This is a genomic window from Hymenobacter antarcticus (genome assembly GCF_039539545.1).
Classification (GTDB): domain Bacteria; phylum Bacteroidota; class Bacteroidia; order Cytophagales; family Hymenobacteraceae; genus Hymenobacter; species Hymenobacter antarcticus.
Genome location: NZ_BAABDI010000002.1, coordinates 127794 through 151326 on the forward strand (window position 1 = coordinate 127794; position 23533 = coordinate 151326).

A 23533-nucleotide genomic window follows, 5' to 3' on the forward strand; every position below is an offset into this window, starting at 1 on the left:
CGAAAGCCCCAGAGGGATTTTTCGATTAGGAAAGTATCCGCAGTGAGTCCGCGTGAATCAATTGCGAGGCCTGGTACCGGCCTTCGCGTGGGCCATTTTCCAGGTTGAGCACGCCGCGGGGGCAGGCGGTGCTGCACATGCCGCAGCCCACGCACGAGGCCCGGATGATGGGCTCGCCGCGCTGGGCGTACTGCTGCACGTCGATGCCCATTTCGCACACATTGGAGCAGTTGCCGCAGGAAATGCACTGTGCGCCGTTGGTGCTGATGCGGAAGCGGGAAAAGTGCTTTTGCAGCAGGCCCAAATAGGCCGCCATGGGGCAGCCGAACCGGCACCACACCCGCGAGCCCATGATGGGGTAGAAACCCACACCAATTACGCCGGAAAACACCGCGCCGATGGCGAAGCCGTACCACTTGGCGGCCACGTTGCCCACCTCACCCAACAGGGCCCCTTGCTGATAAAAATTAACCCACAGCAGCGCCGTAATGGCAATTATCAGCCCCAGCACGGTGTAGATAATGCGGACTTCCCAGCGCCAGGCGGTGCGGCTGGTGTCGGCGAGGTGGCGGTAGGGGTCGCCGGCGGTTTCGGCCAGGCCACCGCAGCCGCACACCCACGAGCAGTACCAGCGCTTGCCGTAGAAATAGGTGAGCACCGGCGTGGCCACAAACGACAGCACCGCGCCCCAGAACACCATGAATACGCCCAATCCGCCATTCTGTGCCAGGGAAGTGACCGTGCCGGGAAACAGATAATCGTACTTCAGCGGCCAGAAATAGCTAAAATAAAACTCTGGTTTCTGAAATAATTGCAGCAGCCCGGGAATCAGAAACGCAAAGCCCAGCTGGAAAAACATGACCGAAGCGGTGCGAATAAGCTGGTAGCGCGAGTGCCGGTACTTCCACACCGCCCGGCCCCCCATCAGCAGTATGGCCAGCGTGTAGAAGGTGCCGTAGAGAAACCACTGGTCGGCAGGCCGGGCGCGCAGCCACTGGCTGAAGCCATCGAGCGGATGCACCAGGTTGTTGAGCAGGCCGAAGTTGCCCTGGCCGTCGTTGTTGCTGAACCAGTACAGCACCACGTAGAAACCGGTGAGTACCAGGCCCGTGACCCAGGCAATGGCCCCGCGCCCGGTGCTGTCCCGCAGCCAGAGGTTATCCTGCTGCACCCCGGCGGGGTGCTGGCCGTATTTGAGCCAGCTCCAGGCCAGCGTGCCGGCGCTCACCAGGCCCAGGGCCAGGTAAAACCAGGTTTTCTGGCGTTCCGGGTTGGCATCGGCCAGGGCCAGGAGCAGGGCCAGCAGGCCACCGGCTACTATGGCCAGAGTCAGCTTTTCGGCCGGCGATGATGCTGGCAGGGGCGGAGTGGTAAGGACAGGAGCAGCAATCATAGAGGCAGAGCAGCAAGGTGTTACAAATTATAAATCATGCTGCACTACGTCCAGCATGACCGTCCTGGATTTCGGCTCCTAGTGGTGGTGATGGTCGTGGGGCTCATCGGGCTTGCCAAACAGGTTGATGAGCGAGCCAACGACGTAAAAAGCCGTCCAGCACACGTACAGCCAGTTGAAGCCGGCCGGGGTGTGGCCCACGGCAAAGTGCAGGATTAAGTGAGCGCCGGCACTCATCAGCAGGCCGGTGAGGGCGATGAACTGGAAGCTATTGAGGGCCGACGGGCGGTATAGTTTAGATAAGTCCAAGAGGGGGGAGGGAATTAAAAATTAAAAATGATGAGTGGTGCAGCAGTTATTGAATCCTGAAAAGGATGCTGGAACAACCATCCAAATGCTTTAAAGACTGCACGGTAGTTTTTTAATTCTTCATTTTTAATTTTTAATTGAAAACAGGCCTTTGCGCTGCTTTAGGGCCACGGCCAGCGCGGGGAACTGCCGGTTGAAATCAGCCACCACGGCCTTTTCATGCTGCGGGAAAAACTCGGGGTCAAAGTTAGCCGCGCCCAGGTGAGCGACTACCGTGCCCACCGGCGCCTGCTGCCGAATCCAGTTTTCGCATACGGCCTGGCGCAGGCGCAGGCCCAGCGCGTTGAAGCCCACCACGGCGTGCGGTGCTACACTACGGAAATAGATGCGCAGGGCCGTCCGCCCGCCCGGGTGCTCCCAATAAAAGCTGCTGAGGCCCTCGGTGGACGCCGCCGGGGCCTGGCCGTAGGTCTGGTATTCGAGGTTGAAGAACTTGGCCGAATTGAACCAGATGCCGCGCCGATACGGTGTGGGCTGCCCGCAAATGCTGTGGGCCACGGTTTCGCCCTGCATGCGGCCGGTATACCAGAGCTGCTCGATGGGCACCTCGCCAGCGGCGGGCTGGCGGTGCTGGGCGCAGTCGCCGGCCGCGTACACGCCGGGCACGTTGGTTTTCAAGAACTCATCAACCAGAATGCCCCGGTCGGTTTCAATGGTTGACGTTTTGGCCAGCGTGAGGTTGGGGGTGACGCCCGTCGCCAGGCCCACCCATTGGCAGGGGATTTCCTCGCCGGCAGTGGTGACCACGGCGCGTACGCGGCCCTGGGCATCGCCCAGAATCTCGCGCATTTCGGTGCCGTAGCGCACGGGTACGTGGTTTTCCTCAAACTGCCGGTCCACCAGGTTGGCCTCTTCGGGCGGCAGTACCGTGCCCCAGTAGCGGGAATCGCGCACCAGCACCACGGGCTCGATGCCCCGGGTGTGCAGCATCTCGGCCAGCTCGACCCCGATGAGGCCGCCGCCCACCACCACGCCCCGGCTGATGCCGTGGGTGTCGCGGGTCATGGCTTCCAGGTCGGGCAGGTTGTAGAGGCCCTGCACGCCGGCCAGGTGCTGGCCGGGCCAGCCGTAGAGCCGGCTTTCGGAGCCGGTGGCCAGCAGCAGCTGGTCGTAGGTGAGGGTAGTGCCGTTGTCGAGGGTGATGCGCTTTTCGGCCGTATTGAGGGCCGTGGCGGTGGCGTGCACCAGGCTCAGGCGGTTTTCATCCCAGAACCAGTCGCCGTAAGGCTTGATGTCCTGGGCGCGCAGGTGGCCCATGTACACGTACATCAGCGCCGTGCGCGAGTAGTGGTGCGCGCTTTCGCTCGATACGATGGTGATGCGGGCATCGGGCTGTAGCCGGCGCACGGCCAGCGCACAGGTAATTCCGGTAATGCCGTTGCCGATGATGACCAGGTGCATGAAACAGAAAGTAAATAAGCGAATTGCCAAATGTAGGCGGGGACGGCACAATCCAACGGGCCCGGGCGTTACGTTTGTGCCGGCAGTGTAAGGGTAGACCCGTCGCCGCGACATCCTTACACCGTGCCTCCACTCTTTTTCGCCGCTCCAATGCCTTTTGCCACGCACCTACGTCGCTTCCTGTCCTACTGTTTGCTGGCCGCGCCAGTGCTGGCGCACGCCGATGCCCCACCCACGCCCAGCCTGTCGGCGGGTACCAGCACCTTCCTGGCGAAGTACGTGAACGCCGAAGGCAACGTGAACTACGCCGCCATCAAGCGCAACCCGCTCGAGCTGAAGGACTTGCTGCGCCGCGTCGAAACCTTTAATGCCGCCGCCGCCAAGCCCGCCGAGCGCGAGGCCTTCTACCTCAATGCCTACAACCTGCTGGTGATTGGCGAAGTAGTGGCGCGCTACCCGCTGGAGTCGGTGGAAAAAGTGCCGGGCTTCTTCGATAAAAACCTGGTGAGCGTGGCCGGCGAAAAGCTGACCCTCAACGACCTCGAAGCCAAAAAGCTGCGCCAGCCCTACGCCGACCCGCGCGTGCATTTTGCCCTGGTGTGCGGAGCCAAAGGCTGCCCCCGCCTCAGCCGTACGGCCTACGCCGCCACCCAGCTCGACGCTCAGCTGACCACCCAGGCCCGCAAAGTGCTGCAAGACCCCACGTTCATCCGCGTCGACAACAAAGCGCGCAAAGTGCAGCTCTCGCAGATTTTTAAGTGGTACGAAGCCGACTTCAAAGCCAGTGGCAAAACCGGGGTGGCCTACGTCAACCAGTTCCGGGAGGGCAAAACCATTCCGGCCACCTACGCCGTTGATTATTACGTGTACGACTGGGCGCTGAACAGCCAGAAATAACGGGCTCAGGCCGGGCACCGTCGGGGTATTGGGAAGGGGGCATTTAGCTGGGTATAATCACCGCCAGCGGTGGGCTTACGCAAAATAAATCAGACTATTTTTGGGAATGGAATCCACCGGTAATTCCTTTTTGACTGGGATTTGCTGATTTTGGATGAGGGCCGGAGTGTCAAAATGGGAAAGTAAAAAAGGCTGAATCCAAAGCCTGAGTGGCTGAGTAACTTCCAGGTTGCTCACCAATTTTATCCTTCTCGTCAATGAAACACTTCGTCTCTTCAACTCGGTTTTGGATGGGTTTACTGAGTATTTGCTGGCTGCTTGCGGGCACTACCCAAGTCCAGGCGGCCACGCCGCCCAGCACCTCAGTTATTACCGCTCATACCACGGCATTTCTGCATAAATTCGTGGATAAGGAAGGCAAGGTAAACTACCAGGCCATTCAGCGAAATCCGGGGCAGCTGGCTAATCTGCTGGCAGAAATTGCGGCTTTCGACGTGGCCAAAGCCAACATGGCCGACCAGTACGCCTTTTACCTCAACGCCTACAACGTGCTGGTGATTGGCGAAATCGTGGCCCACTACCCGCTTACTTCGGTGCAGGACATGCCGGGCTTTTTCAACCGCACCCAGCTGTCTATCGCGGGTCAGCAGCTCACCCTCGACCAGATTGAAACCGATAAGCTGCGCAAAATCTACGACGACCCGCGCCTGCACTTCGCGCTGGTGTGCGGCACCAACAGCTGCCCCCGCCTGAGCCGGGCGGCCTACGTGGGCAAAGAGCTGTTTGTGCAGCTGAATAACCAGGCCAGGTTTGCCCTGCTCGACCCCAACTACGTGAAAGTAGACCCGGCTACCAAGAAGGTATTGCTGCCCGAAATCTTCAAGTGGTATGATTCCGATTTCAGCGCCAGCGGCAGCTCGGGGGTGATGTACGTGAACAAATTCCGCCAAGAAGACCGCCTCCCAACCTGGTACACGGTGGAATACTACCCCTACAACTGGAGCCTGAATGACCAGAAACTCTTGCCCAGCAGCGTGGCCGAGTTACAGCCCAAATAAGGCCGCAGAATGGCAACAGCCTGGCCAGCGTAACGGAAAGGGGGGGGATTCGTAAGCTAATTAACTACGTATTCTCACTCATTTTCCTCCTGACTATGATACCTGATGATTTTTCCGGCAACGGCACGTCGCCCAGCGAAGGTGAGCACGCCGACATTACCGAAAACAAGAACCTGCCGCAGAACGAAGAGCTGGAACGCCAGAAAGAGTACAAGCAGGACCAGAGCAACGGCAAGTCTTCGAACGACCCCAGCGCGGCCCGCAACACCGGGGCCAACGGGTATACCCAGCGCAATAACCAGAAAGACCAGCTCGAAAATTTGCACATTGGCGGGTCCGAAACCACCCCTCAAGGCGGCAACGACCACGTCAACGCCGGCGAGCAGGCGCAAGGCCCGGGTTTCGAGGTAGAAGGCAGCTACGAGCTGGACCACAACCTGCGCACCCGCGAGCAGAAGTTTGGTGATAAAACGCTCAGCGGCCCACCACTGTCCATCAGCGGCGAAGCGCCTGCCGAGGAATAGTCGGCTAGCTTCACCCAGCCAGACCCCGGCAGCGGGGCCGGAGCCCAAGGCAAGTTGCTTTGGGCCCCGGCCCCGCTTTTTGCTGCCGCAAAGGGTGGGAAAATTGGCGTAGGCAGAAAAATAGGAAAGACGATGCGGATAACGCTACAAAAGGGTAACTTGCACAGCCTATTTGCCAAAATGGCTTTTAGGTCCAAATCGTTTTTGCAGCCGCTCAATTAACCCGTACCACCCTTTATTTTAATCGAATGAAATCAGAAAATCTACCCGAAGCATCCGACGAGCAGTACGACCCCAATCTTGATGCTCAGGATGAAGAAGTTGCCTCGGGCGGTAACAACAAGCTGCTCTACATCCTGGTGGCCGGCCTGCTGGTGCTGATAATTGGCTACGTGGCGCTGCCCAAGGGAAATGGCAATTCGGGCGGTCTGTCGTCCGTTACGCCCAGCTTCATGCTCGACGGTGCGGCCGTGACTGCCACCGTGCCTACGTCTGCTGACAGCATTGCCGCTGGCCTCAAAGGCGCTCCCGCCGCCGCTGGCGATGCCGACGATGAAAAAGCCGAAAAAGTAGCCGACAAGCCAACGGCTACCCGTGCTGCTACTGCGGCGGCCAGTGCCGCTCCGGCCCCCGTGGCGGCCGCTCCGGCTGCTGCGCCAGCGGCGGCCCCCGAGCCCGTTGCCGCTGCGCCAGTGGCTGCTCCCGAGCCCGCCGCCCCCACTAACGTAACGATGTCGGGCAAGATTGAGGACGAGAACGGCCGTCCCATGGTGGGTGCCACCGTGATGCTCAAAGGCAGCAGCAAAGCCACCAGCACCGATGCCAGTGGCAACTATACCCTGGAAGTGCCCGCCGGAACCGATAATACCCTCGTGTATGGCTACGGCGGCTACGACGACGAAGTAGTGCGCACCCGTGGCATCCAGCCCGTGAATGTGACCCTCACGCCCCGCGCCAAAGCCGGCCGCAAGCGCCGCTAGTCTTAACGGTTAGTGGTTAATGATTAGTGGTTAATCGGTATACGCCTCCGTTACCAGTATTAAAAAAGGGCCTTCCAATGCGGGAGGCCCTTTTTTATGCGAAAATATGGCAGTAAGTGCTTGTGCAAAAGATAAGCGTATGCTCCGGTCTGACCGCTCTAGGCGGTCCGACCGGTTGTCGTTGGGCCGAAATCGTTGTTGCTTCAACCGGTCGGACCGCCTAGGGCGGTCAGACCGGCAGGCCCGACTCGAGTACGCTTACTTCCGCACAGGTCCGCAACCATTTGCCATCAACCGCTAACTACGCTTTGCTGCCAAACCGGCGGCCAAACAGGAAGTACACCGGCAGGCCCAGCGCGACCAGGCCCAGGCCGCGGCGCGAGAATTCGGCCGTGTCGGGCGCGATGAGCAGGATGATGCAGAACGCCGAGGCCAGCAAAATGTAGAGGCCCGGCACCACCGGGTAGCCCCAGGCGCGGTAGGGGCGCGGGGCCTCGGGCCGGGTGCGGCGCAGCACGAAAATGCCGATGATGGTGACGACGTAGAACAGAATCACGGCAAACATCACGTAGTTCAGCAGCTGGCCGTAGGAGCCGCTCAGGCAGAGCAGGCAGGCCCACAGGCACTGGGCCCAGAGGGCGCGGCCGGGTACGCCGGCCCCGTTCAGCCGGGCCAGGCCAGGGAAGAACAGGCCGTCCTTGGCCATGGCGAAATACGCCCGCGAGCCGCTGAGAATGATGCCGTTATTCGCCCCGAACGTGCTGAGCATGATGAGCACCGCCATGATGTAAGCGCCGGGCGCGCCGAGCACCGATTCGGCCACGGCCGTGGCCACCCGGTCGTCGGTAGCATACTGGATGCCGCGGCCGGCCACGGTGGCCGCCTCGGGCGAGCCGTGCAGGGGCAGCACCAGCAGGTACACCACGTTGATGAGAATGTAGAGGGCCGTGACGATGGCCGTGCCAATGGCCATGCTGCGCACGAGCGTGCGCTCGGGGTCCTGAATTTCCTCGCCCGCGAAGCCGATGTTGTTCCACGAATCGGAGGAGAACAGGGAGCCGGTCATGGCCATGCCAACGGCAATGACCAGCGCACTGCCGCTAATGGGAATGGGCAGGGCGCTCACACCGGGCGCCGGGTAGCGCGTGGCCGTCCAGAGGTCGGCAAAGTTGGCGGCAATGGCGTCGTGGTTCATGCCCAGCGCCACGCCGAAAATGATGAGCAGCGCCAGAGCAATGAGCTTGGTGCTGCCCAGCACGTTCTGAATGAGCTTGCCGGTACGCACACCCTGCGCATTGAGCGCCGTGATGCCGATGATGAGGATAATGGCCAGCAGCTGCACGCTGCTGAACTCGAAGCTGCCGGCCTGGAACAGCAGGTTCTTCACGCTGAAAAACGGCACCAGCACACCCGTAAATTTGGCAAAGGCCACGGCCACGGCCGCAATCACGCCGGTCTGAATCACGAGAAACAGCGTCCAGCCGTATAGGAAGGCCGTGAGCCGCCCGAAGGCCTCGCGCAGGTACACATATTGCCCGCCCACCTTGGGGAACATGCTGGCCAGCTCGCCGTAGCTGATGGCCCCGGCCATGGTGATGAAGCCGGTGAGCAGCCATACTACCAGCAGCCAGCCGGCGCTGCCCACCTGCCGCGAGATATCGGCCGAGACGATGAAGATGCCCGAGCCAATCATGCTGCCCGTGACGAGCATAATGGCATCGAAAAGATTGATGGCCCGTTTAAAATGGGGCTGAGAGGGTTGCGGTTCGGTCATTGAATAAGAAAAAGCAGCTTTTGGAGCCGGGAAGATAGAGCGGAGCGTCAGAACTGGCTGCCGTGGGCCGGGTAAAGCAACCGTTCACCCCCGGCGAAGGTCAGGTAATAAATCCTAATTTCAACCCTGCCTTTTCACTTGACTGATGCGCTTACTTCGACCATTCGCCCTCATTATTTCAGTCAGCACACTGGCCGGCTGCCACAAAGAGCCATTGTGTGGGGACCCCGCCCTGGGTAAGTTCGTGACTTATGAAATCGTGGACGCGGCAACTGGCCGCGACTGGTTTGCCGGCCCGGGCCGCCCGCCGGGTGACTCCTTGCGGTTACTGGCATCTGCGTTTGGGCCCGCTCGCCCCGCCACCCGGTTCAGGACGGGCTTCCGGGTGGGGCCGGTTGTTGTGGACGGCCGGCTGATGAGAACCCACCTACTGCGCATCAGTACCACCGACCTCGATACCGTGATGGTGCAGCTGCGCTACGGCCCCGCGCCGGCCGACGACCCCTGCGGCTTCGGCCCGGCCCTGGCAGCCCTGGAAATAACCTATAATGGTCGGCCAGCCGGCACTTTCCGCGCCGATGTGCCCACCGATTCGCTGAGTGCCATTTATCGGCCGGTACCCTGGGGCAAAGTGCTTGCCCTGCGCAAGCGCCGGTAACCCAACTCCCGGCTAGAGCGCGGCGCGGAATTTGGCCGCAATCCGCTCGGCGGCTTCGGCATTGCCGAGCCGCTGCGCAGTGGCCCACTGCTGGTTGGCGGCGGCGTTCTGGCCCGCCTGCGTGTAGTTGTCGCCCAAATCCAGGTAGAGGCTGCAAGTATTTGGTAGTCAGTAGTCGAATATCAAAATGCTGTCAATAAATAATTGACGTCATGTTTGCTTACTGACTACGCATGTCCGGCTACTTAAAACTCGCTCCGGTCGTACCAGCTGCGCATGCGCCAGGGGTCGTTGCGGTTTTTGCGCACCAGCACCAGCCGGGCCGTGCCCGAGCCCGAGAACCGCTCATTATCCCGCTGCTCGATGGTGAGCAGGAAGGAGCGTTCCACGCTGGCCAGCGTGTCCGACGAAATCGTGTCGGAGCTGGGCAGGTACTGCGTCCACTGCAAATTGGTGGAGCGGGCGGCCCGGAAGAGGCGGTAGGTGGTGTTGGCATCCACGTCGCGGGTCCAGGAGCGGTCCACGTTGGCGGCGAAGTCGCGGTAGGTGAAGCGAAACTTCGGCGAGAGCAGCTGTCCGTAGAGCGTGGAGTCGCGCAATTGATACGACGCCCGAAACCGGTCGAAAAAACCGCGTACCGTGACGGGGTTACCCAGCAGCTGGTTCTGGTCGATGACCACCTCATCGAGGGCCGGCGCGAAGGGGTTGCAGGCGGGCACCGTGAGCAGCAGCACGATGCCGCCGAGCAGCAAAACAGGAAACGACGGGCGCGGCGGCAGCTTCATGAGGCGAAATATACGCTTTGCTTAATGAATAACTGCTGTTACGCAGCGAAATGTAGCGCGGACTTTGTAGTCCGCGAGTCTGCGCCGTTCGAGCGGGTTTAATGGCGCGGGGACGCGGACTACAAAGTCCGCGCTACACCCCAAGCGGCGCTTGAACGAAGACACTGCGTAACAACGGTGAATAAATGTCGTGCCTCCTCGCGATGACAGGTGCGTCAGTTCGAGATGAAGTACTTCTTCAAATCCGTCCAGCAGAGGCCGGGGCCGGTGCGCTGGTCGCGCCAGGCAATAATGCGCCACTCGTTGTTGCGGCGGCGCAGAATCAGGCGGATGTTGCCTTGCAGCAGGCCGGCGCGAAAGGCCGTGTCCTGCTGGGTGATGCGCAGCTGGTACAGGGCCGAAACCTCCACCGAGTCGGCGGTATAGAGCTGGTCGCGGCGGTTGGTGAGGACCAGCGAATTGGAAACCGTGGGAACCGAGCGGCGGCGCAGGCTGCTGAAATAGGTGGTTTCCTCGGCCACGCTCCAGTTGGCGAAGAGGCCGGGCGCGGAGCCGGCGCTGGTGGGGTCGGGCACGAAGCGGTAGTTGGGTCCGCTGAAGCTGCGCTCGTAGTTGGCCACGTTCACGCGCTGCACGGCGGTGCTGAAGTTAGCCAGCAGAATATCAATCTGCGTGGGCTGAATCCATTCGCTGGACGTGACCGAGGGCTCGGGCTCGCGCAGCTGGAAGCAGGCCGGCAGGGCCAGCAGCGCCACCGCACAGGCGGCTTTGAGGAGGAAACGGATAGGCCGGGGCTTCATGGGTGGGCGGCAGGAGCGGGGTGTAGCAGCAAGGTACGGTGCATCGGGGAGGAATGAACAGCACACTCCCCTCCTTACCAAGGAGGGGATGTTTCAGCGAAGCTGAAACGGGGGTGGTTAGGGCGTTGCACGCTGGTTGCACGATACGGCAGCGAGTTGTTCGGGTGTCGTTCACCCCCCCCCCCTCCGGTGGCACCACCCCCGTCCGAGCCTGCGGCTCGAACATCCCCTCCTTGGTAAGGAGGGGAGTAACGGGCCCCGCGCCGTACTTTCGTCGCCCGTCATCCGCTTCCCTTCGCAATGTCCCGAAAGCTTCTGGCGTTACTCACGGCGCTGCTGCTGCTGCTCGCGCTGGCCACTTTTGTTTATTACCGGCGCACGTTGGCGGCCGTGCCCCTGGACCCCTACGTCCTGGTGCCCGATGATGCCGTGCTGGTTCTCAGCACCCACGACCACCCCGCCCTGGTGCGCCACCTGCAGGAAACCGACCTCTGGGACAACCTCACGGCCGTGCGCTATTTCCAGCAGGCCGCCGGCCACCTGGCCCTGGCCGATAGCATCGCCGGGGGCAGCGCCCGCCGCCGCAACACGCTCATCAACCTGCTGGGCCGCAAGCTGATTATCACCTCGGTGCACGTGACCGGGCCGGGTGAGTTCGACGTGCTGTACCAGGTGCCGCTGCGCCGGGTGAGCGAGTACCGGCAGGTGCGCGGCCTGCTCGAAACCCTGGGCCGCGACCCGCGCTACCGCCTCACCACCCGCGACTACGAAGGCCAGGAGTTCAGCGTGCTCACCGAGCAGCGCACCGAAAAAAGCATTACGGTACTCAACTACCGCAACCACCTGCTCATCAGCACTAAACCGGGGCTGATAGAGGCCGTGGTACGTCGGCTGGCCCGCCCCGGGCAACCCACCGTGCTGGCCGCGTTCAGCTCCACCGATTTGCTGAAGCTGCGCGGCGTGGATGCTTCGCTGCTGCTTAATTACCGTCGCCTGCCGCAGTTTCTCGACGTGCTGTTCCGGCCCGAGATGCACGGGCAGTTCGACCAGCTCACTGGTCTGGTGTCGCAGGGCCTGCTGGGGGTGAAGCTGGCCGGCAGCCGCGTGCAAATGCAGGGCTTTTCGAACCCCGAAACGGCCAGGGGCACCTTGCAGCAGCGGCTGCGCGGCCAGCCTGCCCAGCCCCTGGGCCTGATGAGTCTGCTCAGCACCCGTACCGCCCTGCTGCTGCACCTGGCCGCCGACCCCGCCCGCACCTGGCCCCGGCCGGGCCGCCCGCTCGCGGATTCTCTGGGCCGCGACGCGGCGCTCGATAGCCTGCGGGCCACTTTCGGCGGTGAAATGGCGGTGGCCTACCTGGCCGCTCCGGCGGCGGGCCGCCAGCCGGGCCGCCTGGCTATGGTGCAGTGCCCGGCCCCCGCCCGCACCGCCCGCTGGCTGGCCCGCCTGCGCCGAATCGATGGCAACTCGCCGGCCTTCACCAAAGTCGGGCCCTATGAAATCCACCCCGTGGGCTTTTCGGAGGCCGCCGTGCTGGGGCCGCTGCTGGCTACTGCCGGGCCCCAGGGGGCTGAGGCCCGGGCCAATGCGGGCGTGCTGGTGGGCAACTATCTGGTGCTGGCCGATGAGCAAACCCTGAACGGCTACCTGGCTGATGTAGTGGCCGACCGCACCTGGGCCCAGACGCCGGCGCAGGTTTCCTTTTTGCAAGAAACCCTGCCCAGGGCCCGCCTGAGCATGATTATTGATACCCGCAACAGCTGGAATGCCCTGCTGGGCGTGCTCACCGAAGAGCGGCGGGCCGGTTTGCTGCGCAACGAGGCGCTGTTCAAACGCTTTCCCCAGATTGCCCTTCAGCTGGTGCCCGCCGACAATGAGGCAGCGCCCGAGGCGCAATATTTTACGCAGCTGCTGTTGCGCCATCCCGACCTGGGCCCGGCCGTGGCCCAGGCCGGCAGCGCAATTGCCAATGGCCGGGTACTGGCCTTCAAGCAGCTGCTGGTGGGGCAGCCCACGCTGCTCGCGGCGGCGGGCACCCGCATTCCGGCCGTGGTCGTGCAGGACTCGGCCTCTACGCTGCATTACGTGACGGCCGATAACACCGTGCTGTGGTCCGACACGCTGGCCGGGCCGGCGGTGGGCCTGAGCCTGCTGCCGGCCGCCAGCCGCCGGCCCGGCGGACTGCTGCTGGGCGCGGGTAGCCTGCTGCATCTGCTGGGTAATGACGGCCGCGAGGTGCTGCCGTTTCCGCTGCATCTGCCCGATACCGTGCGCGTAGCCAGGCTGATACCCGCTTACGCCGGCCCCGATGTGCCCGCCCGCCTGCTGGCCGCCACGGCCGGCGGCGACCTGCTGCTCCTCGATGCCCAAGGCCGGCTGTTTCCGGGCTGGCAGCCCAAGCGGCTCGACTTCCCGCTGGCGGGCGCGCCCGCCGTGCTCCGCGTGAGTGGCCGCGACGTGGTGGTGGTGCCCCTGCAAAATGGCTACGTGTACGCCTTCGACGGCCAGGGCAACCTGTTTCCGGGGTTTCCCGTGAGCCTGGGGGCGCGGCTGGCGGGCGGCATCCTGGTGCAGGCGGGCAGCACGCTCGGCCGCTCCCGGCTTAGCATGGTGAACCAGCACGGCGAGCTGGTGACCTTCACGCTGAGCGGCGACGTGCTCACGCGCCGCCGCGTGGCCACCTGGAGCCGCACCGCCCGCTTCCTGCTCGTGCCCGACGCCCGCGGCCGCAGCTTCGTGCTAACCCGGGAAGATGGCAACCAGCTCGATGTGTACCTGCCCAGCCAGGCCGCGCCGCTCTTCACCCAGCGCTTTGTCACGTCGGGCCTCAAGCCCGTGCAGCTCTTCGATTTCGGCCCCGGCCGGCGTATGGTCGCCGTCACGGAGCCCGGGCCGGGCCAGGTTTTTCTCTATGAAAACAAAGGCCAGCTACTGGGCGGCGCGGCGTTGCCCAGCACGGGCACCGGCGTCGGCATGAGCTACGATGCCACCACCGATACCTATCAGCTGGTCCGCATCGTGGGCCGCGAGCTGCGCCGCACCGAGCTGAAAGTGGCCCTGTAGCGGGCGCATCAGCCGCCGCTGCGGGGGTGGGGAGGTATCGCCGATGTAGACATCAGACTTGTTCCTAAATACAGAAAAGGGCAAATTCAGCGGTCATGCTGAGCGCAGCCGAAGCATCTCTACCGCATTAGTAATCAATGCTACTGCACCAAAGCGGTAGAGATGCTTCGGCTGCGCTCAGCATGACGTTCTTTTTTCATTATTACTTATTCGGGAACAAGTCTATCTTCTATTATCCATCTGGCCCACGCCGGCCGGCCTGGTTCCCGCGCGCTACGGCTGCCAAACCGGTCCGGTCCTCAAATCAGGTTGAATGCCCGGGCATACTGCCCCAAATCGAAGCTGCTGGCGGCTCCCAGCTTCTGGCGGATGTTGCGGCGGTGGGTATCGGCGGTCTGGGCCGAGATGCTGAAGGCAACGGCGATTTCGGGCGAGCTGTGGCCCAGGGCCAGGCAGCCCAGCACCTCGCGCTCGCGGGTGGTGAGGCTGGCAAAGGTGGCCGAGTTCTCGCGCAGAAAGGTGTTTTCGTCGAGCAGGCGCTGCACCTTGGCGGTAATGTGGCTTTTGGGGTCGATGGGCGCGGAAAAGCAGATAACCAGCAGGGGCTGGCCGGCGGCATTCTTGGCCAGGAGGCGGGCCGTGCTCAGGTGCCACACAAACTCGCGGGCGGGTCCGGTACGCACCTGCTGAAAGAACGTGACGGTATGGCTCAGGTCGTTGCGCTCCAGCAGGTTTACCACTTTGGGCACGTATTCGTGCGCCTCGTCGGGGTTGAAGTAGCGGGCGTAGTATTCTTCGCCCATGGCCGTGAGCTCGGGCAGGGTAGCGCCCAGCTCGCGCAGGCCCCGGGCCGACATGTGGAGCACCCGGCGGGCATCACCGCTGAGGATGATGACCGTGCCGGGGTATGCATCGGCAAAAGCCGCGATTTCAGCAATGCGGTGGGCAATGAGCTGGTCATCGGTCATGGGTGGGATGAAAAGGCGGAATGAAAAAACGGACAGGCTACCGGTGCGGAGTTGGCACAATAGCAGGGCGGCAAGTTAGTGCGCGGCGGCTGATTCCCTAACTGGCCGTTGTGGCTTTTTTTTACCCAAATCCGGGGCTGTCGGCCCTACCGGTTCGTGAGCCAGCCTTTGCGGTAGAAATACACGAACTGACTGATTACGACCAGCACCATCACGCCCACCACCAGGGGGTAGCCCCAGGGCTGATACAGCTCGGGCATGTTGAGGTGGTTGATGGTGCCGTCGGGGTTTTCGCGCTGGAAATTCATGCCGTACAGGCCCACCAGAAAGCTGAGGGGGATAAAAATGGTGCTAATCATGGTCAGCACCTTCATCACTTCGTTCATGCGATTGCCCTGGTCCGACATGTAGAGGTCGGTGAGGGAGGTAATGTTGTCGCGGTAGCTTTCGGCCAGGTCCAGGGCCTGAATGGCGTGGTCGTAGGCGTCGCGGTAGAAGATTTTGAGCTCCTCGGGCATTATTTCTTCGGGCAGACGCAGGATTTCCGCGATTTTATCCCGCTCCGGGTACACCAGCCGGCGGAAGCGCACCACGTCTTTCTTGATGCGCAGAATGCGATTAAGCAGCCGACGCGGGCGCTTATCGGCAAAAATGGCTTCTTCCAGCTCCTCAACGTAGTCGCCGATGGCGGCCATGGTGGGGTAGTAGTGGTCGAGCACCACATCGGTGAGGGCGTAGGCCAGGTAGAGTACCGGCCGGCGGCGCAGGGTGCTGAAATTGGCCCGAATGCGCACCCGCAGCGAGTTGAGGCAGTCATCGTAATCGTCCTGAAAGGAGAGGACGTAGTTCGGGCCGGTGAAGAGGGAGAGCTGGTCGTCGTCGATTTCGAAGTTGCGGGTGAAATCGGTCATGCGTGACACCATGAACAGGCGGTTATCGTCAAACACCTCCAGCTTGGCGCGCTGGTAGTCGTTGAGCACATCTTCCATTTGGAGCGGGTGCAGCCCGAAATCCTGCATCAGCTGCTCCATCAGGGCCAGGTTGCCGTAGCCGCGCACGTCAATCCAGTGCTTGAGGTCGGGGTTATCGCGCAGCTGCGTAATCAGCTCGTCGTAACGGTCAGTATATTCTTCTTCCACGAAGGATGATTCGGTGTACGACATGAGAAACAGCCGGGGCTTGAGGGCCCCTTCGCGCACGTTGAGGGTGCCGGGGCGCTGGCCCACCTGCTGCTCCCGCGCCTGCCGGGTGGCCTCGCGGTCGGTGACGGTGTAGCCCACGGGGCTATCACTGTCGGCCAGGGCCGGCGAGCGGTTGGGCGCTTCGGAGGGTGGGGAGCTGAGCGGATTCATGCGGGTAAAAGAAGAAAACGGGAACAAAAGCGCAACTGCGCTCCCTACGCATGGCGGGAAGCTGGAGATGCCGCGCCAATAGTTATCAGGGGGCCGCGGCATGGTAGCCGGCCGTTCCGTGCCGTACTTTGCCGGCAGGGCCACGAAATTACGGTTTGAAAAGTACGGATTCTTCAGTTGTTCTTGGGGCAGTGCCCGTGCCCGGCACCTACGCGGTGCGCATGGCCGAAAGTGGGCCGGCTGGGCCAGTGCCGCCGCCGCTGCCGCTGGCCTTTGAGCCTTTTTTATACCTGCGCCCCGAGCACCAGGCCCTTGCGCCCCAAAGTGGCTTGGTACTAAGCTTTTATCTGGAAGACGCGGTGAGCGGCCGTACCGTAGCGCAGCTGCACGTTGCCGTCGATGCGCGGGCGCAGGTGGCCCACAGCCCCGCGCAGGCCCCTTTTGGGGCGGTGCAGCTGGCCCCGGGCTTATCGCCAGCCGCGCTGCACCAGCTGCTGAACGCGGCCGAAAGGGAGCTGGCCGGGCGCGGATTACAGCGCTTTTCACTACGCGGCTACCCCTTTGCCTACGACCCCGCCGGGGCCGCCACCCTGGCCGAAACCCTGCGCCAGCGCGGCTACCGCGTGGCCCTGGCCGAGCAGAACTACTACCTCGACCCCGCCCGCGACTACGAAGCCCACCTGCACCCCTCCGAGCGGCGGCGGCTGCACAAGTGCCGCCGCCACGGCCTGCATTTCGAGCAGGAGCCCCCGTTTCTGCTGCCCGCCGCCTATGCCTTCATTGAGGCGTGCCGGCAGGAGCGGGGGCAGGCGCTGTCATTGTCATTGGCGCGGGTGCAGGAGCTGTTCCAGCGGTTTCCGCGCGAGCATTTCCTGTTTTCGGTGCGCCAGCCCGATGGCGCGTGGGCGGCCCTCACGGTGGCCATTCGGGTGAGCGGGCGGGTGCTGTATAATTTCTATCCCGCCAGTCCGCTACGCTATAATGCTTTCAGCCCGGTGGTGCTGCTCAACGAGGGCCTGCACGCCTTCGCCCGGGCCAGCGACCTGGCCGTGCTCGACCTCGGCACTTCTACCCTCGATAGCAGCCCCAATGCCTCGCTGCTGCGTTTTAAGCGGCACCTGGGGGGCGTGGCCGGCCTGCGGCTGAGCTGGGAGCGGGACTTGTAGGGAAGGAGTTGCCATTATTTGCCACCTAAAGCAGTTTCCAAGTTCATAGACGGAGTTAAAAGTTGAGAGTTAAAAGTTAAAAAGCAGATGGATTGAGTTTTAACTTTTAACCCTCAACTTTTAACTCTGTACACCAACCTGAAAGCCGCTCTATGTCTGTCACGCCACCCGTACTTCACCCTACCACCCCGCCGCCCATCTGGCGGCACTTCCTGCGCGGCTCGTTGGGAACGGGCGTGGCCGTGGTAGCCCGCGCCGCCGGGGCGTTGGTCATCAACAAGCTGTTTGCCACCTACGCGCCAGCCGGCGGCCTCACCCTGCTGGCCCAGTTCCAGAACCTGATGGCGCTGCTCACGGCCCTGCCCAACGACGGCGTGCACGTGGGCGTGGTGAAATACCTCGCGCCGCTGCGACCCGGCAGCCCGCGCTACCGCCTGTGGCTGGGGGCCGCCGCCGTGCTGAACGCGGCCGCCCTGGTGGCCGGGGGGCTGGTGCTGGCCGTTCGGGGCCTGCCGGGTTGGAATGGGTTCAGCATCGCGGCGTTGCTGGTGGGCATTGCCATGCTCACGGGGCAGGCACTACTGGGGGCGGCGCTGCTGGCCGCCGGGCGCTTGCGGGCCTACATTGGCTTGTCGGTATTGGTGGCCGGGCTGGGCACGGGGGCCGTGGCCGGGGCGCTGTGGCAGGGCTGGCCGCTCAATTCCGTGCTGCTAGCCTATCTGCTAGCGCAGGGCCTCACGTTGCTGCCGGCGCTGGGGCTGGCGGCGCGGGCGGGCCTGCTGCGGCATCTGCGGCTGGCCGCACCCGTGAGCCGGGCGGCGCTGCGCGGCCTGGGCCAGTTCCTGCTCATGGCCGTGAGCACGCTGCTGTTTGGCAAAGCCGTGGACTTCGTGCTGCGCGGCTACCTGCTGCAAACGTATGGCCCGGCCCGCACCGACTTGTGGCAGGCCGTGGCCAAGCTCTCCGACAACTACACCATGGTATTCGCGGCGGTGATGAGCAGCGTGTTTTACCCCCGGCTGGCGGCGCTGGCCGGGCAGCCGCTGGCGGCGCGGGCCTACCTGCGCGGCGTGCTGGGGCTGCTGGCCCCGGTGCTGGCCCTGGGCCTGGGGCTGATTTTTGCCTGCCGCAACTGGCTGCTGCCGCTGCTGTTTGCCCCGCAGCTGCTGGGGGCCCGGGAGTTTCTGGCCCCGCAGCTGCTCGGCGACTGGGCCAAGCTGCTCAGCTGGGTGTTCATTTTTCAGCTCACGGCCCGGGCGCGCACGGGGCCCTACATCGCGGTGCAGGCCGCCTCAGCGGCTGTGTTCGCGGCGCTGCTGGCGGTGCTGCTGCCGCGCTTCGGCTTGGAAGGAGCAGTGCTGGCCCACGCCGGGCGCTACGGCCTGCTGCTGCTGGCCTGCGGAGCGTATTATTTTGGAATGAAGAATGAACGATGAAAATTTTCAACCTTTCATTTGCCGTTATTGCCCATGCCCGATTCTTCATTCCTCCTTCCGGATTCCCCATTGAGCGAAGCGCCACTGGTGACCATTGTGGCGCTGTGCCACAACCACGCTCCCTTCCTGCGCGAGGCCCTGGATTCCATCCTGGCCCAGACCTACCCGCATCTGGAAGTGTGGCTCGTGGACGATGCCAGCACCGACGACAGCCCCGCCATCCTGCGCGAATACGCCGCCCGGCACCCCAGCTGGCACCTGCACCTGCTCAGCGAGAACGTGGGCAACTGCCGCGCCTTCAACCTGGCTTTTCGTCAGAGCCGGGGCGAGTTTCTGATTGATTTTGCCACCGATGACGTGCTGCTGCCTGAGCGGGTAGGGCAGCAGGTGGCGGCTTTCCGGCAGAACGACTCCACGGTGGGCATGGTGTATTCCAATGCCGAATTGATAGCCGAGGACGGCCAGCTGCTGGGCCTGCACCACCGGCCCGATGGCCACGGCGGGCTGCTGCCGTCGCCCACCAGCGGCTGGGTTTTTGCCGAGGTGCTGCGGCGCTACTTCATCAGCACGCCCACCATGATGATGCGCCGCGCCTGTCTGGCACAATTGGGCGGCTACGACGAAACCCTGGCCTATGAGGACTTTGATTTCTGGGTGCGGGCCAGCCGCGAATGGCAGTTTCTGTACCAGGATGCCGTGACGACCCGCAAGCGCAAGCACCCGCGCAGCATGAGCTCCAAAGCCTACCGCCGCCACGACCCCTACCTGGCATCCACCATCCGGGTCTGCGCAAAAGCCCTGGCCCTGGCCCGCACCCCCGCCGAGCACGCCGCCCTGGCCACCCGCCTGCGCTGGGAGCTGCGCCAGGCCGTGCGCCGCCATCGACACGCCGAAGCCCGGGAGTTGTTCGGGCTGCTGCGCCAAACCACCCGCCCCACGCTGCCCGACCACGCCCTCGCGACCTGGAGCCGCTTGTTTGCCAGGAATAGCAAGTAATTTTGAGCAAACTACCCGGAGCCCCGTTGGCTCCGCTGCCTCATGACCCCTCCCGACCCATCGGCCGCTGCCGAACCCTTCAACCAGCTCGACCTCAACGGGCAGCGCGTGGCCTACCAGGTAGAAGGAGCCGCTAAAGCCCCCACCGATGAGCAGGTGCTCCTGGCCCAGGCCCACGACCTCACGGCCCGCGCCGCGTGGGCCGAAGCCGGCTACGCCGTGGTGCCGGGCCTGCCCGCGCCCGCTCAGCAGGTGCTGCAAGCCGGGCTGGCCGAGCTGTTGCGCGCCGCCCTACGCGCCGCGGGCTGCGCCGTGGCCGCTGATTTCGACATAACCCAGTACCACCACATCGTTGGCGACGACCCGGCCCGCCACCTGGCCGTTATCGCCCAAACCAAGTCCTACGACCTCAGCCGCCTGCCCATTGCCCCGGCGCTGCTCGAAGATTTGGTGAGCGCGGCCTGTGGCCAGCCGGTGCGCGCGCACAACCCGCACGCCCGGGAGGCGGTGTTTCACCTGCGCATCGTGCGGCCCAACCGGGCCGACCAGAACCCCTTGCACCGCGACGCCTGGCTGCCCCGCTACCACGATGCGCTGAATATTTACCTGCCCGTGGCCGGCAGCACGGCGCGCTCGTCGCTCACCCTGGTGCCCGGCAGCCACCACTGGCCCGAAAACACGGTGGAGCGGACCGAAGGCGGGGCCATTTATCACGGCGTGCCCTACACGGTGCCGGGGGTGCTGCGCCCGGTGCGGCCCCTGCAAATCATTCGGCCCAATCCTGGTCCCGACGAAGTGCTGGTGTTCTCGCCCTATTTGCTGCACGGAGCCGCCGCCAACCTGAACGACGATGCCACCCGGGTTTCGTTGGAAATGCGGTTCTGGGCACAGCAGGGCTAGAACGTGTACCCCGAATTTCCAATTCGGCCGCCCGAACGATTCATGCGAAAGGCGTTTAGGCGGCCGAATTGGAAATTCGGGGTACACGTTCTGCTCGCTCAATCAATCATTCTTTCTCTTATTCGTGCCGCAGCATTCCCGTTTAGCCATTTTCGCCCGCGTGGTGCTGCTGCCCATCGGGCTGGTGCTGGCTACCGTGGCGGGCCTGGGCAGCTATTACGAGGCCAGCGACGACACGTCCATCGCCTGGCTGTTTTCGGGCGTGCTGGCCCTGAAACCGGTGACTTCGCTGCCGCTGTATTTCCGGGGCTTCGGGCGGGTGCTGGCGGCGGCATATACCATCTGGCCGGGGGTGGCGTGGTTTGGGCTGCTGCTGAGCACGTTGCTGGCAGCTGCCACAGTAATGCTGCTGGCCGTGCTCGACCGGCTGTTGCGGCCGTACCTGCGCCCCTGGCCGCTGGCATTGGTTCTGGCAGGCTTTTTTGCGGTGGCGCTACTCGAAAACTGGCTGCTGTTCAGCTACGTGCGGGTGGCATTGCTGCTGGCGGGAGCTTCGGTACTATTTGCTGCGCAACGGCCGGGGCGGTTGGCCCCGCTGCTGCTGGGGCTGGCCGGGCTGGGAGCCGTCTGGCTGATGCGACCCAGTCTGGCCATATTGGGTCTGGGGGCTGCGCTGCCGGCGGCGCTGCTGCTGGCCGGTGGCCCGCGCCGCGCCGCGCCCCTGCTGCTGAGCGCGGCTTTGGTAGTGGCCGCGGCCACCGGAACCGCCGCGCTACTTCGCACTCCCGCCGAAACCCACACCCAGGTACTCGACGGCTATTTTGCCCGCATTCTGGATTTCGACCAGCTGCGCCCGCGGCCCCGCACCCCGGCCGACAGCCTGGGCACTGCCGCCGTGGGCCTCTGGATGATGGGCGACTCCACCGTCGTAAATGAAGCCCTGTGCCGCCGCGCCTACGTTTTTGATGCGCCCGATTTCTGGGGCCGCGAGGTGCCGGCCAAGTTGGCGCTGCGTGCCGGGTTGCTGGTGCGCGACTACTTTCCGCTGCTGCTGGCCCTGTTAGCTACAGCCATTGTGTGGCTGCGCCATCGTGGCCGCTCCGCTTGGTTTTGGCTGGTGCAGCTGGGCTTTGCGGGTGTGTTTATACTCTTTGCGGGAGTGCTCAAGCTGCCGCCCCGGCTGGAGCTGCCGCTGCTGCTGTTCTGGCTGCTGACCAATCTGGCATTTGTGCTGGTTGATACGCCATCGGGCCTTATCCGGCGCAATGGGGCCCGCCAGAACCCGCTTTGGGTTGCCGGGGTCACGCTGGTTCTGCTGCTCTACGGGGCCAAAACCCGGCACCGCCGTCAGGTGCTTGGGCAGGAGCAGGCCCGCCACGAGCTAGCCCTGCAAACCATCAATCGCCTCGGCGCTGGCCGAATCCGCATCATGGCCGGCACCAATGATTTACTGAAAAGCCTTTCGCCTTTTAAAACTTACGCCCCCGGCCCCGGCGCGGTCCTGCAGCTCACCGGTTGGCCCTCGCACGATGCCTCGCAGGCCCGCCTGCGCCAGGCCCTGAGCGGCACCGCCGACCAGACCGAATGCCTGCGCCGCCTCGCGCGGCATGGGCCGGCCGGTCCTCAGTCCCAGCTACTTTGGGTGCTCACCCCGGAAACGGCCACCTGGCTCAGCCGCCGGTTCAGCTTTAATAAGGGCTCGCGGCTGCTTCTGTACCCCAGCGCCGGGCGCTTGCTGGCAGGCCCTGATTCTACGGTGCGCGTGTACCGAGTGCAGGCCGTGCCAACCCGGTAGTAGCGGTCTAATCGACCTGTTTGGCCATATAATGCCATAATCTTATACCCCGCTCCGTACCGCTACCGCAGACCTTTGTCCCTACAAAAGCGTTTCTTCATTACTTACTCACGCTTTTATACCCCGCTCTATGCTCCCGTCCTCCACTATGACCTCCCGCGGCGAAGTCCTCCAGCACATGGAAGGCTTCCTGAAATCGAATATGGGCACCTTCCTTAAAAGCGTGGAAGACAGCTGGCAGCCCGCCGACTACCTGCCGGACTCCCGCCAGGAAACGTTTTTTGATGAAGTGAAATTACTGCGCGAACGCGCCGGCAACCTTAGCTACGACCTGCTGGCCGTGCTCATCGGCGACACCATCACCGAGGAAGCCCTGCCCAACTACGAAGCCTGGTTCCACGAGCTCGACAACCTGAACCGGGACCGCGACAACGGCTGGGCCGAGTGGATTCGGGGCTGGACGGCCGAGGAAAACCGCCACGGCGACCTGCTCAATCGCTACCTCTACCTGTCAGGCCGCGTAAACATGCGCGAGTTTGAAGTGAGCACCCAGTACCTTATCAACGACGGTTTTGACCTCGGCACGGCCCACGACCCGTACCGCGCCTTCGTCTATACGAGCTACCAGGAGCAGGCCACCAACATTTCGCACCGCCGCGTGGGCCAGCTGGCCCGCACCGCCGGCGACGACCTGCTCTCGAAAATCTGCGGCATGATTGCCGGTGATGAAAACCGCCACGCCCGCGTTTACAAGACGTTTGTGGAGAAGATTTTTGAGGTCGACCCCAGCGAAATGATGCTGGCCTTCGAGGACATGATGCGCAAGAAAATCGTGATGCCGGCCCACTACATGCGCGAAATGGGCATCGAGATGGGCAAGACTTTCGGCCACTTCACCGATGCCGCCCAGCGCCTGGGCGTGTACACCAGCTCCGACTATACCGACATTCTCGATTCGCTCATCCACGACTGGAAAATTGAGAAGATTGGTGGCCTCACCGGCCAGGCTGAAAAGGCCCGCGACTACATCATGGCCCTGCCCAACCGCCTCCGCCGCGTGGCCGACCGCATGCCTGTGCCCAAGCTGGAATACAAGTTCAAGTGGATTTCATGAGGAGTGTTGAAACGAAAAAACGCCTGTTTTCCAATTGGAAAACAGGCGTTTTTGCTTGTGGGCAATGCCAGGAAATAACGGGTGCTTCGCTTGCCAGTTACCAG

21 protein-coding genes are annotated in these 23533 nt (G+C 63.3%); 12 read left to right on the forward strand and 9 right to left on the reverse strand.

Features of this window, described 5'->3' with window-relative positions:
- Positions 1-25: 25 nt before the first annotated feature.
- The 3 genes from ABD819_RS02440 to ABD819_RS02450 all read right to left on the reverse strand — a co-directional run bounded on the left by ABD819_RS02440 (position 26) and on the right by ABD819_RS02450 (position 3163).
- Positions 26-1393 (reverse strand): 4Fe-4S binding protein, encoded by a 1368-nt coding sequence (locus ABD819_RS02440; RefSeq protein ID WP_345120597.1) that lies wholly within the window; start codon positions 1391-1393, stop codon positions 26-28.
- Positions 1394-1471: 78 nt separating this feature from the next.
- On the reverse strand, positions 1472-1702 hold the full coding sequence (locus ABD819_RS02445; RefSeq protein ID WP_345120599.1) for a hypothetical protein: 231 nt from the start codon (positions 1700-1702) through the stop codon (positions 1472-1474).
- A gap of 126 nt (positions 1703-1828) precedes the next feature.
- Positions 1829-3163 (reverse strand): NAD(P)/FAD-dependent oxidoreductase, encoded by a 1335-nt coding sequence (locus tag ABD819_RS02450; RefSeq protein WP_345120601.1) that lies wholly within the window; start codon positions 3161-3163, stop codon positions 1829-1831.
- 150 nt (positions 3164-3313) lie between these two features.
- On the opposite strand from ABD819_RS02450, the gene ABD819_RS02455 reads away from it, so the two are divergent.
- From ABD819_RS02455 to ABD819_RS02470, 4 genes are all read left to right on the forward strand, one after another.
- Positions 3314-4060 carry a DUF547 domain-containing protein gene (locus ABD819_RS02455; protein ID WP_345120603.1) on the forward strand — a complete coding sequence of 249 codons (747 nt, stop codon included), beginning with the start codon at positions 3314-3316 and terminating at the stop codon, positions 4058-4060.
- 257 nt (positions 4061-4317) lie between these two features.
- Positions 4318-5118 carry a DUF547 domain-containing protein gene (locus ABD819_RS02460; RefSeq protein WP_345120605.1) on the forward strand — a complete coding sequence of 267 codons (801 nt, stop codon included), beginning with the start codon at positions 4318-4320 and terminating at the stop codon, positions 5116-5118.
- 95 nt (positions 5119-5213) lie between these two features.
- Entirely contained in the window at positions 5214-5642 is a 429-nt protein-coding gene (locus tag ABD819_RS02465) for a hypothetical protein (RefSeq protein WP_345120607.1), read from the forward strand.
- Between the two features lie 248 nt (positions 5643-5890).
- Positions 5891-6622, forward strand: coding sequence for a carboxypeptidase-like regulatory domain-containing protein (locus ABD819_RS02470; protein WP_345120609.1), 732 nt, complete (start codon positions 5891-5893; stop codon positions 6620-6622).
- Between the two features lie 301 nt (positions 6623-6923).
- On the opposite strand, the gene ABD819_RS02475 is transcribed toward ABD819_RS02470, so the two are convergent.
- Positions 6924-8396 carry an APC family permease gene (locus ABD819_RS02475; protein ID WP_345120611.1) on the reverse strand — a complete coding sequence of 491 codons (1473 nt, stop codon included), beginning with the start codon at positions 8394-8396 and terminating at the stop codon, positions 6924-6926.
- Positions 8397-8541: 145 nt separating this feature from the next.
- On the opposite strand from ABD819_RS02475, the gene ABD819_RS02480 reads away from it, so the two are divergent.
- On the forward strand, positions 8542-9054 hold the full coding sequence (locus tag ABD819_RS02480; protein WP_345120613.1) for a hypothetical protein: 513 nt from the start codon (positions 8542-8544) through the stop codon (positions 9052-9054).
- A 12-nt stretch (positions 9055-9066) separates the two neighbouring features.
- On the opposite strand, the gene ABD819_RS02485 is transcribed toward ABD819_RS02480, so the two are convergent.
- The 3 genes from ABD819_RS02485 to ABD819_RS02495 all read right to left on the reverse strand — a co-directional run bounded on the left by ABD819_RS02485 (position 9067) and on the right by ABD819_RS02495 (position 10639).
- On the reverse strand, positions 9067-9192 hold the full coding sequence (locus tag ABD819_RS02485) for a hypothetical protein (RefSeq protein ID WP_345120615.1): 126 nt from the start codon (positions 9190-9192) through the stop codon (positions 9067-9069).
- 107 nt (positions 9193-9299) lie between these two features.
- Positions 9300-9839: a hypothetical protein gene (locus ABD819_RS02490; protein WP_345120617.1), complete on the reverse strand. Its 540-nt coding sequence runs from the start codon at positions 9837-9839 to the stop codon at positions 9300-9302.
- A 215-nt stretch (positions 9840-10054) separates the two neighbouring features.
- Entirely contained in the window at positions 10055-10639 is a 585-nt protein-coding gene (locus ABD819_RS02495) for a hypothetical protein (RefSeq protein WP_345120619.1), read from the reverse strand.
- Positions 10640-10939: 300 nt separating this feature from the next.
- On the opposite strand from ABD819_RS02495, the gene ABD819_RS02500 reads away from it, so the two are divergent.
- Positions 10940-13702, forward strand: coding sequence for a hypothetical protein (locus ABD819_RS02500; protein ID WP_345120621.1), 2763 nt, complete (start codon positions 10940-10942; stop codon positions 13700-13702).
- A gap of 299 nt (positions 13703-14001) precedes the next feature.
- Here the strand turns inward: ABD819_RS02500 and ABD819_RS02505 are convergent, their stop codons facing one another.
- Complete coding sequence (locus ABD819_RS02505) at positions 14002-14670, reverse strand: helix-turn-helix transcriptional regulator (RefSeq protein WP_345120623.1); 669 nt, start codon at positions 14668-14670, stop codon at positions 14002-14004.
- Positions 14671-14816: 146 nt separating this feature from the next.
- Positions 14817-16022, reverse strand: coding sequence for a magnesium/cobalt transporter CorA (corA, locus tag ABD819_RS02510; protein ID WP_345120625.1), 1206 nt, complete (start codon positions 16020-16022; stop codon positions 14817-14819).
- A gap of 155 nt (positions 16023-16177) precedes the next feature.
- Between corA and ABD819_RS02515 the strand changes: the two genes are divergently transcribed.
- From ABD819_RS02515 to ABD819_RS02540, 6 genes are all read left to right on the forward strand, one after another.
- Positions 16178-17188 carry a GNAT family N-acetyltransferase gene (locus ABD819_RS02515; protein WP_345120627.1) on the forward strand — a complete coding sequence of 337 codons (1011 nt, stop codon included), beginning with the start codon at positions 16178-16180 and terminating at the stop codon, positions 17186-17188.
- Between the two features lie 152 nt (positions 17189-17340).
- Positions 17341-18624, forward strand: a complete 1284-nt coding sequence (locus ABD819_RS02520) for an MATE family efflux transporter (protein ID WP_345120629.1) — start codon at positions 17341-17343, stop codon at positions 18622-18624.
- Between the two features lie 33 nt (positions 18625-18657).
- Positions 18658-19620, forward strand: a complete 963-nt coding sequence (locus ABD819_RS02525) for a glycosyltransferase family 2 protein (protein WP_345120631.1) — start codon at positions 18658-18660, stop codon at positions 19618-19620.
- A 42-nt stretch (positions 19621-19662) separates the two neighbouring features.
- A complete protein-coding gene (locus tag ABD819_RS02530) occupies positions 19663-20520 on the forward strand; it encodes a phytanoyl-CoA dioxygenase family protein (protein ID WP_345120633.1) in 858 nt (285 codons plus the stop codon).
- 124 nt (positions 20521-20644) lie between these two features.
- Positions 20645-22315 carry a hypothetical protein gene (locus ABD819_RS02535; protein ID WP_345120635.1) on the forward strand — a complete coding sequence of 557 codons (1671 nt, stop codon included), beginning with the start codon at positions 20645-20647 and terminating at the stop codon, positions 22313-22315.
- A 148-nt stretch (positions 22316-22463) separates the two neighbouring features.
- Entirely contained in the window at positions 22464-23429 is a 966-nt protein-coding gene (locus ABD819_RS02540; protein ID WP_345120637.1) for an acyl-ACP desaturase, read from the forward strand.
- The last annotated feature ends 104 nt before the right edge of the window (positions 23430-23533 follow it).